Origin of the sequence: Paramylibacter ulvae (genome assembly GCF_014652655.1) — a bacterium.
In the GTDB taxonomy this organism is placed as follows: domain Bacteria; phylum Pseudomonadota; class Alphaproteobacteria; order Rhodobacterales; family Rhodobacteraceae; genus Amylibacter; species Amylibacter ulvae.
Genome location: NZ_BMZF01000014.1, coordinates 17,134 through 29,216, shown reverse-complemented (window position 1 = coordinate 29,216; position 12,083 = coordinate 17,134). Strand labels below are relative to the sequence as shown.

The window sequence follows — 12,083 nt, the reverse complement described above, 5'->3', positions numbered from 1 at the left end:
CAATGGTGTCATTGCCTGTGCCGCCGTCGATTGTATCGGCGTCATCACCGGTTGCGATGCTATCATCACCTGTGCCACCAAAGACAGTGTCCAGATCATCGGATGGGTCTGCGTCAACATCGTCGGTGTCTGGATTTGGGCTGTTGCCCGCATCGATTGTATCGTTACCGGCACCGCCGTCGATTAGATCATTACCGTCGCCACCAATGATGCTGTCGTTACCTGCGCCACCGCTGATTGTGTCATCATCAATGCCACCATCAATTGTGTCATTACCCGCACCGCCATCAATGCTATCGGCGTCGTCGCCTGTAAAGATGCTGTCGTCGCCAGCGCCCGCAAAAACTGTGTCCAGATCGTCTGTTGTATTGTCGATACCGTCGTAATCTGGGTCGTTTGGATTGCTGGTGTCGATTACGTCGTCGCCAGAACCTGTTGTAATGTCGTCATTACCTTCGCCGCCCACAACGGAGATACCGTCGGTGCTGGCAGAACCGTCAAGTGTATCGTCTTGATCAGTAAGAATTATCTCTTCGATTTCGGAGAATGTCGCGCTGTCACCGTTATTGGAAACTGTGCCAGCCTCATTGCCTGTGTATGTAACATCTGCACCTGTGCTCAGGCCGGACAAATCCAATACATCGGTATCTGTGTCGCCTGCGTCTTCGCCGCCAACGATTGTATCTGTGCCAAAACCATCGGTGACAACGAAAGTATCGTCGCCTTGGCCGCCATCAAGCGTATCATTGCCAGAATCGGTCAACAATGTATCGTTATCGGCGCCACCATAAAGCGTGTCATTGCCTGCACCACCAGACAATGTATCATCGCCTGCTTCGCCATATGCGGTGTCATCGTCCAGACCAGTATCAACCGTGTCATCACCATCGCCTGCGCGTACGTCATCGGTGTTGTCACCCGGTGTGACAGAATTGAATTCCAGATCACCAACACGGATCGCGTGTGTGCCATAGTTTGTATCTGTATTGCGGTAATCAAGAACGATTTGCGCAACAGGGCCTGCGATGGAAACTTGTACAAACGCATCAAAATCGTCGGCCTCAACGCCTTGGGCGTTGGTGTTTGAACCGTCTACTGTGTTTGGATCAACAAGGTTACCACCCGTGAAAACGATTGGTACTTCGTTACCATCGGCATCATAGGCGTGGATTTCAACTTCGTCGTTGAACTGTCCGGGGAACACGTCCATGTCGAACAGGCCAAAAACAACGTTGTTGACTTCGCCTGTTGTGCTGGATGGGTCAAGCGTTGAAAAATCAAATGTTAGGGTTGCGGCGTCGCTACCGTTGCCACCGCCACCTTGCAGGTGGATAGAAGAGTTGTCGTCCGCGCCGTTATAATTATAAAGGTCATCGCCATTTTCAATCGATGCTTCATCGAAGTTTACACCCTGTGTAACCGTTACGACAACTTGGGTTGTACCAGTGGACGTTGTGAGCGTTGTGAAATCTTGTTCATCGTTGCCAAAATTATCCCAAGAGATACGCTCAAGACCCGTTTGCCCCTGATTGTTATCAAGGCTATCAATTGAATCGCCGTTAAGATCTGAAAAACCTGATCCAGTTGTGATTGTGTCGTTGCCGGATGTGCCTGTTACTGTACCGTCAGCCATTAAATTACTCTCCACCTAAAAATATCATAAACGCGTACAGAATCCGAAAGCCCCTCGGTTTCGCCGCCTTGTAGGAGAGATAGGGGTTCACATACGGACGTGCAACCGTTGCATCCCATTTAGTGGGACACAGCTATTGCACTGAACCGCGGTTTAGGCGGGTTTTCGCAACTCTTGCGGGAGTAGCGGCGAAAACTTGCGTGTTTTTGGGGGTTGCAGATTATCGTAATGCTCTCAAAAAGAGCAATAATTATGGCAAAGGTGTTGTTTTAATGCGCTGTATTTAAACAATTATTTCCGATTGCCTTGGTTTGATCATGGCTTTGCCGTTTTTGACGTCGTGACGTTGGTAATTTATTCAAAAAAAAATCAAAAAAAGGCACAGATTGATTAATTTTTTATTAATTATTCTGCCCAAAAGGATAGGTCGTTAACCCTAGGTGAACCAAAGTGGCACCAAATTTTGGCCCAATACCCGCCAAAACGTGTTCTTGTGCTCTTACAGAAGGTTTTTGTTTAAATACGATGGTGCCAAAATGTTGCTCGCGGTCGTGAAACGGAAATGCGAAATACGGTGAAATTGCCATTGGTCCATCTTTGCGCAATTCAGCCAGTGTTATACGATGCTGACCCGTAGTAATTTCGTGGCGCTCGCCGGTATTTGCGAAGCTTAGATATGCATCCAAATGGCGTACCAACAATTCAGGCGGCAGGATCAGCTGAGCCATTAACGCCAGTGGCGACATGACCAATGATTGATGAGTATCCAGATCGCTGGATCGTTCTGTTTTATCCAATGTATCGAAAACGCCAATGTCGCTAAACACACCGATTTCGGCGTCTAAATCAAATTCAGTTGCGAATGTTTTTAATGATGGGCCGATCCGCTCGGCAAGTCGATGTGCGGTTTCAACGGAAACAAATTCGCGTGAAAACAATGATGTAACCTGATAGGCATGATCGAACAATCGGGGTCTGATCCAGCCTTTGTTTTCCAATATTTGCGCCGCGCGATGGGCAGAGCTTCGTGGAATGCCGGTGTTTGCGCTCAGCTCGTTTAACGAAATTGGGCCCGATAACATTACTGCTTCAAAGACATCCAAGATGCGTTCGGTTGTGCGGGTTTTGGGTGGCATATTGTCGATACGATCCGTGTTTTAACCACAGTATATGACGCAGCAAAAGAAAAGCCATCCCAAATTTTGGGATGGCCTAAATTTAACATATAGTGATCAAATTACCCTTTGATCAACCCCATGCTTTCCAGTTTTAGGATCACTTGATGGGCACAGTTGTCCACATCAACATTTTCCGTTTCAACCGATAACTCTGGGTTTTCAGGTACATCATAAGGGTCTGAAATACCTGTAAATTCTTTGATCTTGCCTTCGCGTGCCAGTTTATACAAACCCTTGCGATCGCGGCGTTCACATTCCTCGATGGATGTTGCAACGTGGACTTCGATGAACGCCCCATGTGTTTCCACATCTTCGCGGACTGCGCGGCGTGTGGTGGCGTATGGCGCGATCGGTGCACAGATTGCGATACCACCATTTTTGGTGATTTCAGATGCGACATAGCCAATGCGGCGGATGTTCAAATCGCGGTGCTCTTTGCTAAAGCCGAGCTCGGATGACAGGTTTTTACGCACCAGATCACCATCCAGCAATGTCACAGGGCGACCACCCATTTCCATCAACTTTACCATCAACGCGTTCGCAATGGTGGATTTACCAGAACCAGAGAAACCAGTGAAAAACACGGTAAACCCTTGGTTTGCACGGGCAGGGCGTGATTTGCGCAATTCTTCAACAACTGTTGGGAAAGAGAACCATTCAGGAATTTCCAACCCTTCGTTCAAACGGCGGCGCAATTCCGTACCTGAAATATTCAGGATGGTCACGTTGTCACGATCTTCGATTTCATCATTTGGCTCGTATTGTGCGCGTTCCTGCACATACACCATATGTTTGAAATCAACCATTTCGATGCCCATTTCCTCTTGGTGCTCGCGGAACAAATCCTGTGCATCATAGGGGCCGTAAAAATCTTCGCCTTGGCTGTTGGAACCGGGGCCTGCGTGATCGCGGCCAACGATGAAATGTGTACAGCCGTGGTTTTTACGGATCAAACCGTGCCAAACGGCTTCGCGTGGGCCAGCCATACGCATTGCAAGGTTCAACAATGACATGGATGTGGTGGATGATGGATATTGATCCAAAACCGCCTCGTAACAGCGCACGCGTGTGAAATGATCAATGTCACCTGGTTTGGTCAGGCCAACAACAGGATGGATCAACAGGTTTGCTTGCGCTTCTTTTGCGGCGCGGAATGTCAATTCTTGGTGTGCGCGGTGCAATGGGTTGCGGGTTTGAAATGCAACCACACGGCGCCAGCCCATTTTGCGAAAATAGGCACGTAATTCATTTGGGCTATCGCGACGCGCGCGAAAATCATAATGCACCGCTGGTTGAATGCCCGTGATCTTACCACCCAGATAAACAGCACCCGCCGTGTTATGCAGATAATTCACCGCTGGATGCGCCGCATCATCAGCACCAAAAACTTTTTGCGCTTCTTTGGCTTTGTCGGGGGCATAGATGTCGGACACATCCAATGTCGCTAAAATCACGCCTTCTTGGTCGCGCAGGGCAATTTTCTGCCCTTTCTTCAACGCATCGGCAAATTCCTGTTTCACATCCAATGTGATCGGCATTGGCCATAATGTGCCGTCGGCCAGACGCATGTTGTCAACAACACCGTTGTAATCGTCTTCGCCCAAGAAACCTTGCAATGGGTAGAACCCACCGTTCATCAACAATTCAAGATCGCAAATCTGACGCGCGGTCAAATCCCAAGAAACAAGATCGGCGGCCTCCATTTTCAATGCGTCGGCTCGGTCAAACGGGGCGTATAATTCGGGTACTGGCAACAGGTTTTCAGCGGTCATTTTATGTCTCTACAATAAAGAGTTGAAATCTGTGGCCTGACATACAGTTTGTTCTGCAAATTACAAGTTATCACATGCATTTGAGAACAAAGTTGCGCCTTCACGCCACAGTGTTGGAAATTATTCTTCGCCAGCCAAGAAACGCTCGGCTTCCAGTGCGGCCATACAACCCATACCGGCAGAGGTCACCGCTTGGCGGTATTTGTGATCGGTCAAATCACCTGCGGCAAACACACCAGGGATGCTGGTTTCTGTGCTGTCGGGTTTGGTTACAACATATCCACCCATATGGGTTTCAAGCGTATCCTTGACCAATTCATTGGCCGGCGCATGACCAATGGCCACAAACACACCCTTACATGGGATTTCGGTGATTTCACCCGTTTTGGTGTGCTTCACTTTGATGCCTTCCACGCCCAATGGCATATCGGTGCCTGTCACCTCGACCAATTCATGGAACCACAAAGGTTCGATCTTGGGGTTTTTTTCCAAACGATCAATCAGAATTTTTTCCGCGCGCAATTCATCGCGACGGTGCACCAATGTCACCTTGGATGCAAAATTGGTCAAAAATAATGCTTCCTCTACGGCGGTATTGCCGCCACCGATAACCACAATTTCCTGATCGCGATAGAAAAACCCATCACATGTGGCACAGGCAGACACGCCAAAACCTTTGAATTTTTCTTCGGTTTCAAGGCCAAGCCATTTTGCCCGCGCACCTGTCGCCAAGATCACCGCATCGGCGGTATATGTCGTGCCGCTGTCACCCTTGGCGGTAAAGGGGCGTTTGGACAGATCCAGATCGCTGATAATGTCACCGATAATTTCTGTTCCCATTGCTTTGGCATGGGCTTCCATACGGATCATCAAATCGGGGCCTTGCACCTCTGTATCACCGGGCCAGTTTTCAACCTCGGTTGTGGTGGTCAACTGGCCACCTGGCTCTATGCCCTGTACCAAAATCGGTTCCAACATGGCGCGGCTGCCATAAACGCCCGCGGTATAACCCGCAGGGCCTGATCCAATGATTAGTAGTTTGGTGTGACGTGTATCGGCCATGATTTGGAATCCCTTACGTAAATCGTTTGGGAATATATAGCCACGCCATGTCATAAGGGAAAGATGTGAATACCCGTTATGCAAAATCGCACGGTCACATGGCGGTGTGCGACCCTAAACACAAAAAAACTGGGCTGCCTTTGGGGAGGGCAGCCCAGTCTCTGACGTATTTATCTATTGGGGGTACAGATAAATTTACTCGGCAGTCACAACACTCATTACCAATTTGCCGTCAACCTTGATTGGGCCATCTTCTTTGGCACCCAATGTATATTCAAAAATGCCTGTTTTCATGCCACCTTCTTCGCCGTGCAGCATCAACATCATCATTTCACCAGATTTCACAGGCTCTTGCAAAATCGCCTTCACATCGGTGTTTTTACCTTTGCCAAGTGGGGCATAGCCGATCACGGGGCCAGGTTTCATATCCGCATCTGTGCGGTGAACCACCAACCAGCCGTTGGCTTCTGCCATGATTTCATCTGCAACAACCGTGCCACCCGATACATCTTGGTCAACACCTTTGACGCTCATCATGTGATGGCCTGCAAATGCAGTTGTTCCGATTGCGGCGGCGGCGATAATGCCCAATGTCATTGATTTTAACTGTGTCATAATTCAATTCCTTTCCATATCCCAAGGCCCGTCATTTTTGCGGGCTGTACTAGAGTAACGGGACAACATCGGCAAAAGTTTCAAAGTTTTTTAAAAAAGATTGAAAATAAATTCAGCAAGGGATTTACCCAACGTTATGGGTGCAATTTCACCCAGACCACCATTTAATCGTGCCATCGATGTCAAATGATGGGCTGGCCATGCAAAACGTTCAATCAAAAGAAGTCGAATTTCGTGCATCCGACGGGGTGGCGCTGGCAGGAATTGTTTATCGCGGCGAAAATCCAACGGTTGCAATCCTGCTCTCTGCGGGAACGGGTTTTCCGCAACAATTTTACCGCAACGCAGCACGCCATTTGGCGGCAAAGGGCGCGGTGGTGTTGACTTATGATTACCGCGGGATTGGCGGATCGGCCCCAACCACACTTGCAAATTCTGACATTGATTACCCTGATTGGGGGCGGTTGGATCAACCCGCCGCAATCGATTGTCTCGCGGATCAGGCTCCCGATTTGCCAATCACCCATCTGGCACATAGCGTTGGTGGGCATTTTATCGGATTGATGCCCAACCATGCGCGGATCAAACGTCATGCGTTTGTATCAGTTGGCACAGGTTATTTGGGGCACCATCAACGTAAAAACTTGCCGCTAGAGCTTTATTTCTGGTGGGGGATCGGTTCAATATCGCTCGCGATTTTTGGATATGTGAAACCCATTTTGGGTTGGCGCGGTGGGGCGCTACCACCCAAATTATTTAAAACATGGCGTCGCTGGAGCCATCGGAAAGATTATTTTACCAGCGAATATGAAACTCTTATGCATCCACACCATTACGCGGCCGTCACAGCCCCGATGCAAACGTGGGTTTTTTCCGATGATCCGATCGCAACAGAAACTGCATCCGCCGCGATCCTTGCATGTTACCCAAACGCACCCAGCCAAATCGTGCAGCGCGCGCCATCTGATTACGCCCAGACCCGCATCGGCCATGACGGTGCATTTCGCAAAGGCCGCGAAGCAATCTGGGATGAATGTTGGGATTGGCTGGTGGGGTAACGTCGGTTGGGCGTCCAAAATTTCTGCCATACGCCTGTCCCCCGCCTGTCCGACACATGTCCGACGGATGCCTCACATGGTGTTAACTTATATCATTACCCAAATGTGAAATATTCTTGCGCCAAGGTGGGTGGTTGGGTTATAGATTTCAAAACTTGGGGGTACAGATGACTGGGCATCGTTTAGACAATATTGATCGCAAAATCATGGCCGAATTACAGGCCGATGGACGCATGACAAACGTTGAATTGGCCAGTCGTATCGGTATTTCCGCACCCCCCTGTTTGCGCCGTGTTCGTGCCTTGGAAGAGGCGGGATTTATCAAAAATTACCATGCCTTTGTTGATGCAAAATCGCTGGGTTTCGATGTTCAGGTTTTTGTCATGGTCGGGTTGATTACACAGGCAGAACCAGAGCTGACAACATTCGTGGAAAAGTGCCAATCTTGGCCATTGGTACGCGAATGTCATATGTTGAATGGCGAAATTGATTTTATCCTCAAATGCGTCGCACCCGATCTGTCCACATTCCAAACATTCCTGACCGCAGAATTGACCGCTGCACCCAATGTGGCGTCGGTGAAAACATCGCTTGTCATTCGCGTTGCTAAAGACACGCCAGGCGTTCCGTTTGAATATGTGAAAGAACTACCAGAATCTGGTTAAGTAATTGAAATCGCAGAGATAAGACGCCCATAGTCTGGTTCTTTCAGATGTGTCATGCGCCGATATGAATAGAACCGATCGGGTTCTGCATATGTGCAATGCCCCGTCCAATTGGCGGATGCAATGCCTGCGTTTCGCAAGCTGTTCAACACGAAACTTGGCAAATCGAACTGGTATTTATCCGCGACATGGCTTTGCGCGAAATAGCGGCTGTTTTCCATGTCATCGGCAATGAAATCTTCGAAAAATTCGATGCTGACCTCGTAATTGCGCTGGCTGATGCAGGGGCCAACGGATGCGTGGATTTTGGCCCGATCCGCGCCTAACATTTCCATTGCCTCCACAGTGGCGCGTGCAACGCCGCGTTTGGCACCTTTCCACCCTGAATGTGCCGCACCAATCACACCCGCATTTGCATCGGCAAACAGGATCGGTGCACAATCGGCGGATAATACACCCAGCGCGATACCAGGCGTTTTTGTCACCATCGCATCGGCCTTGGGTTTTTCACCCACAATTGGCGCTTCAACATGGATCACATCGGGGGAATGAACCTGATAAACGGAACACAGATGATCATGTTCCACGCCCAACGCATCGGCCACCATGCCACGGTTGATTGACACCACATCACATTGATCACTTGACCCTTGGCCACAGTTTAACCCCTTGAAAACACCCGCAGAAGCGCCGCCACGACGGGTGAAAAATCCGTGTTTAAATCCCGATAAATTATCGGATGTGATGATTTCCAATGTCATGTTAACCCTCGAATCCAGCGGGCAGGGGCGCGTTGTGTGGTACAACCGCCAGCGCTTTGAAAAGTGTCCCCATTTCTGATGGGTGGGTCAAGCGTTTGTGCGCAGCGATATGATTTTCCAGCGCTTCACCAGATAGCTTTGCCGCCAGTTGTTGCGCACGTGCGGTGATGCCAAGACGTTCCAGTAAAACACCTTGGGGGATCATTTGTGAAATTTTGGCGTGGGCTTTGGCGGTTTCGCCAAGCGCGTGAAAATCCACATGCGCGGTTAAATCAGCGCATCCAACATACAACAACGGATCGGATTTTTCATGGTTTTTGATCGCTTGGAACGTATCGCCATGCGTGCCCCAATCGCCATAATCCAGAGCGATGAATGCACCACCAAAATTGGCGATATGGCGCGATAACGTGTCCATAATCGCATTGCCCGCGGCAGATGTTTCAATGATTGCACCTGTTGGTAAATCGGCGCGCGTGTGAAATAAATCTGCGGGGCTTTGCGTGCCAAGCACGAAATGAAACGCATCATTTTCAGCGCCAATCATTTGTTCCTGCCAGCCGGTATCGTTGCGGCGAAATTGGCGAATTGGCAAACAGTCGAAAAATTCATTTGCCACCATAAACATCGGCCCATCGGGCATGGCGGCCACGGAATCAAGCCATGTGACAGCCACGCCCGACAATGTTTGTTTTTGCACAGCTTGCAACGTCGGGCTGGCCTCGATCAGGATCACATTCATGGCGGCGTGAAAATTGGGCACGGATTTGGTCGCACGCAAAATATCACCCATCAATGTCCCCTTGCCGGGTCCAATTTCGCACAGATGAAACGGGGCAGGCGATCCTTGGTCAAGCCATGCTTGCGCCAATGACAACCCGATCAATTCACCAAACATCTGGCTGATTTCAGGGGCGGTGACAAAATCACCACCGCGCCCAATCGGGGTGGTGGTGGTGTAATAGCCATGATCGGGATGCAACAAGGCCTGTGTCATGAAATCCGCGACACTGATCGGGCCAACACGCGCGATTTGGCGCAGCAATATTTCATGCAGCGGGGTCATGTGCGTCGCTTTGCATAAATGATGATGGCGATGCCGATAAATACCATTGGCAGTGATAATAGCTGCCCCATGGACAGGCCAAAACTATCCACATCTGTGCCCAAACGGATCACACGGCCAAACGGATTATCGGATGTGATGAATTGTGCGTCTGCTTGGCGGAAACCTTCGACGAATGTGCGGGCAAGCCCGTAGCCAAGGAAAAACACCCCGATGATAATACCCGGTGTTTTCAACGCATTGCGGCGCAAAATCAGATAGGCAATGGCGGCGAATAATATCAAACCCTCTAGCATTGCTTCATAAAGCTGGCTTGGATGGCGTGCGCAAAGCTCGCCCAAGGCTTGGCCACAGGATTGTGCCGCCTCTGTTGGGAAAATGACACCCCATGGCGCATCTGTGGGACGGCCCCAAAGTTCGGCATTGATAAAATTGGCAATCCGCCCAAGGAACAGGCCAAAGGGCGCGCTACTGGCAATCGCATCGCCAACTGACCAAGCGGGAAGCTTGTTTTTCCAGCAAAACAACAATCCTGCCAAAACCACGCCGATAAACCCGCCATGAAAAGACATGCCGCCCTCCCAGATGCGCAAAATCCGTGCGGGTTCGGCGATGAATTCGCCAAAATTGTAAAACAAGATATAACCAATGCGCCCGCCAAGGATCGTGCCGATTACCATCCATGTCAGCAAATCCTCTACATGTTGTTTTTGCATCGGCGCGGTATCATCCCGCCACAATTGTGGGCGTGCAACCAGCGCGATGATCCAACGCCATGCCAACAGAAAACCAACAATATAGGCAATCGCATACCAATGGATCGCAAATTCACGCCCAAGGATTTCGAATGACACCAGCACGGGATCAATATCTGGAAATGGTAAAAGGGCGATCATGGAATGCTCCGACTTGTTTTAGGGGGTTTTTGGCCTGCGACGCTTTGTTGTCAAGCATTCGCTTGGCAATTGGCGCAATTATCCCCATATAGTGAACAGGGAACCGCGAAATGGAGAATACCCAATGTCGACACCAAATAAATTTTTCGATGATATGTCTGCAATCATGACCAATGCCATGGGTGTTGCCCAAGGTGCCAAGGACGAAGCGGAAACCGCCATGAAAAGCTGGATCGATCGTTGGTTGGCGGATCGTGATTTTGTCACACGCGAAGAATTTGATGCGGTCAAGGCAATGGCGCAAAAGGCACGCGTTGAAAATGATGCGCTGATGGCGCGAATTGATGCGCTAGAAGCAGCGGCAAAGCCAACACCGCGCAAAGCAGCGGCGAAAAAGCCAGCGGCCAAGAAACCAGCCGCTAAAAAATAACTACACGGCAAGCGCGCGTTTGACCGCCGCGCGTTCATTCATGGCAGCACTATGTTTTGTGATGGCGGGCAGGGCGTTCATATCCACGCCATCCCCCGTTAACCAACGGCTGATTGCAAACAGATAGGGATCGGCGATTGTGTATTGATTGCCCATCACCCACGGCCCGCGCAGATATTCACGTTCGATCAATTGAAAACATTCCAACATGTTTTGAGCAATCTTGGCACGCATATCATTGAATGATGATTCTTGTGTCGCCCAACGACCCCCGCGCAATTTATGGGCGTGGTTCACATGAACGGTGCTGGCAAGATAGCTGTTAAATTCCTGCATCTTGGCAAATTGATAAGGATCCGTTGGTGTGAGTTTGGCGGCGGGAAACATCGTGGCCAGATACCCCAATATAGCGATGGTTTCGGTAATGATCCCATTATCCGTGATCAACGCAGGCACGCGCCCCTTGGGATTGATGCCAAGGTATTCGGGGGATTGTTGCGCTGCGGCCCCAATATCGACCAGAATGGTTTCGAATTTCGCGCCCGTTTCATGCATTGCAATCAGGCTGGCCAATGCGATGGTTTGCGGATTGTGGTATAATTTCATCAGATGATCCCCATTTGGGGTAGGCTAGCGCAGCTGCGATCACTGTGAAACCAAATATTGCGCGGTGTTTTGAATGAATCTCGGGCTTTGGCGCTTGACTCGTGTTACCCAGCGGTTAAAAGGCCATTTCAAGATTTCGCGGGATTGCCCCGCTGTACGGAGAAAAACCATGGCGAAGCCAACCACAATTAAAATCCGCCTGAATTCCACAGCGGATACTGGCCACTTTTACGTGACCAAGAAAAATGCCCGCACCATGACTGAAAAAATGGTTGTGAAGAAATATGACCCAGTTGTGCGTAAGCACGTGGAATACAAAGAAGGCAAGATTAAATAGTCTT

At 49.7% G+C, this 12,083-nt stretch carries 13 protein-coding genes; 4 read left to right on the top strand and 9 right to left on the bottom strand.

Features of this window, described 5'->3' with window-relative positions:
* From IE094_RS15150 to IE094_RS15130, 5 genes are all read right to left on the bottom strand, one after another.
* A partial coding sequence (locus IE094_RS15150) for a calcium-binding protein (RefSeq protein WP_268247242.1) occupies positions 1-1,633 on the bottom strand: 1,633 nt, incomplete at its 3' end.
* A 401-nt stretch (positions 1,634-2,034) separates the two neighbouring features.
* Entirely contained in the window at positions 2,035-2,769 is a 735-nt protein-coding gene (locus IE094_RS15145) for a helix-turn-helix domain-containing protein (RefSeq protein WP_189641557.1), read from the bottom strand.
* Positions 2,770-2,870: 101 nt separating this feature from the next.
* Positions 2,871-4,583 (bottom strand): bifunctional sulfate adenylyltransferase/adenylylsulfate kinase, encoded by a 1,713-nt coding sequence (locus tag IE094_RS15140; RefSeq protein WP_189641556.1) that lies wholly within the window; start codon positions 4,581-4,583, stop codon positions 2,871-2,873.
* A 120-nt stretch (positions 4,584-4,703) separates the two neighbouring features.
* Positions 4,704-5,645 (bottom strand): thioredoxin-disulfide reductase, encoded by a 942-nt coding sequence (gene trxB, locus IE094_RS15135; RefSeq protein ID WP_189641555.1) that lies wholly within the window; start codon positions 5,643-5,645, stop codon positions 4,704-4,706.
* 195 nt (positions 5,646-5,840) lie between these two features.
* On the bottom strand, positions 5,841-6,260 hold the full coding sequence (locus IE094_RS15130; RefSeq protein WP_189641554.1) for a DUF7282 domain-containing protein: 420 nt from the start codon (positions 6,258-6,260) through the stop codon (positions 5,841-5,843).
* 200 nt (positions 6,261-6,460) lie between these two features.
* On the opposite strand from IE094_RS15130, the gene IE094_RS15125 reads away from it, so the two are divergent.
* Positions 6,461-7,318, top strand: coding sequence for an alpha/beta hydrolase family protein (locus IE094_RS15125; protein ID WP_189641553.1), 858 nt, complete (start codon positions 6,461-6,463; stop codon positions 7,316-7,318).
* A gap of 167 nt (positions 7,319-7,485) precedes the next feature.
* A complete protein-coding gene (locus tag IE094_RS15120) occupies positions 7,486-7,983 on the top strand; it encodes an Lrp/AsnC family transcriptional regulator (protein ID WP_189641552.1) in 498 nt (165 codons plus the stop codon).
* Here the strand turns inward: IE094_RS15120 and pgeF are convergent.
* From pgeF to lgt, 3 genes are read right to left on the bottom strand one after another with little or no spacing between them, the layout of a single operon-like run.
* Positions 7,980-8,744, bottom strand: a complete 765-nt coding sequence (pgeF, locus tag IE094_RS15115) for a peptidoglycan editing factor PgeF (protein WP_189641551.1) — start codon at positions 8,742-8,744, stop codon at positions 7,980-7,982. The genes IE094_RS15120 and pgeF overlap by 4 nt on opposite strands.
* Position 8,745: 1 nt before the next feature.
* Positions 8,746-9,810 carry a class I SAM-dependent methyltransferase gene (locus tag IE094_RS15110; protein WP_189641550.1) on the bottom strand — a complete coding sequence of 355 codons (1,065 nt, stop codon included), beginning with the start codon at positions 9,808-9,810 and terminating at the stop codon, positions 8,746-8,748.
* Positions 9,807-10,706: a prolipoprotein diacylglyceryl transferase gene (gene lgt, locus IE094_RS15105; RefSeq protein WP_189641549.1), complete on the bottom strand. Its 900-nt coding sequence runs from the start codon at positions 10,704-10,706 to the stop codon at positions 9,807-9,809. Before lgt ends, IE094_RS15110 begins: the two co-directional genes overlap by 4 nt.
* A 124-nt stretch (positions 10,707-10,830) precedes the next feature.
* Between lgt and IE094_RS15100 the strand changes: the two genes are divergently transcribed.
* The gene (locus IE094_RS15100; RefSeq protein WP_099594242.1) at positions 10,831-11,136 is read left to right on the top strand and encodes an accessory factor UbiK family protein; all 306 of its coding nucleotides are present in this window, start codon (positions 10,831-10,833) and stop codon (positions 11,134-11,136) included.
* Here IE094_RS15100 and IE094_RS15095 read toward each other — a convergent pair whose 3' ends face one another.
* Positions 11,137-11,742: a glutathione S-transferase family protein gene (locus IE094_RS15095; RefSeq protein WP_229802377.1), complete on the bottom strand. Its 606-nt coding sequence runs from the start codon at positions 11,740-11,742 to the stop codon at positions 11,137-11,139.
* Between the two features lie 169 nt (positions 11,743-11,911).
* Here IE094_RS15095 and rpmG point away from each other — a divergent pair, with 169 nt between their 5' ends.
* The gene (gene rpmG, locus IE094_RS15090; RefSeq protein ID WP_008034579.1) at positions 11,912-12,079 is read left to right on the top strand and encodes a 50S ribosomal protein L33; all 168 of its coding nucleotides are present in this window, start codon (positions 11,912-11,914) and stop codon (positions 12,077-12,079) included.
* The last annotated feature ends 4 nt before the right edge of the window (positions 12,080-12,083 follow it).

Excerpts from the sequence above, each read along its gene's own strand:
- IE094_RS15145 (WP_189641557.1), bottom strand. The coding sequence starts at position 2,769 with ATGCCACCCAAAACCCGCACAACCGAACGCATCTTGGATGTCTTTGAA.
- IE094_RS15140 (WP_189641556.1), bottom strand. The coding sequence starts at position 4,583 with ATGACCGCTGAAAACCTGTTGCCAGTACCCGAATTATACGCCCCGTTT.
- trxB (WP_189641555.1), bottom strand. The coding sequence starts at position 5,645 with ATGGCCGATACACGTCACACCAAACTACTAATCATTGGATCAGGCCCT.
- IE094_RS15130 (WP_189641554.1), bottom strand. The coding sequence starts at position 6,260 with ATGACACAGTTAAAATCAATGACATTGGGCATTATCGCCGCCGCCGCA.
- IE094_RS15125 (WP_189641553.1), top strand. The coding sequence starts at position 6,461 with ATGCAAAACGTTCAATCAAAAGAAGTCGAATTTCGTGCATCCGACGGG.
- IE094_RS15120 (WP_189641552.1), top strand. The coding sequence starts at position 7,486 with ATGACTGGGCATCGTTTAGACAATATTGATCGCAAAATCATGGCCGAA.
- pgeF (WP_189641551.1), bottom strand. The coding sequence starts at position 8,744 with ATGACATTGGAAATCATCACATCCGATAATTTATCGGGATTTAAACAC.
- IE094_RS15110 (WP_189641550.1), bottom strand. The coding sequence starts at position 9,810 with ATGACCCCGCTGCATGAAATATTGCTGCGCCAAATCGCGCGTGTTGGC.
- lgt (WP_189641549.1), bottom strand. The coding sequence starts at position 10,706 with ATGATCGCCCTTTTACCATTTCCAGATATTGATCCCGTGCTGGTGTCA.
- IE094_RS15100 (WP_099594242.1), top strand. The coding sequence starts at position 10,831 with ATGTCGACACCAAATAAATTTTTCGATGATATGTCTGCAATCATGACC.
- IE094_RS15095 (WP_229802377.1), bottom strand. The coding sequence starts at position 11,742 with ATGAAATTATACCACAATCCGCAAACCATCGCATTGGCCAGCCTGATT.
- rpmG (WP_008034579.1), top strand. The coding sequence starts at position 11,912 with ATGGCGAAGCCAACCACAATTAAAATCCGCCTGAATTCCACAGCGGAT.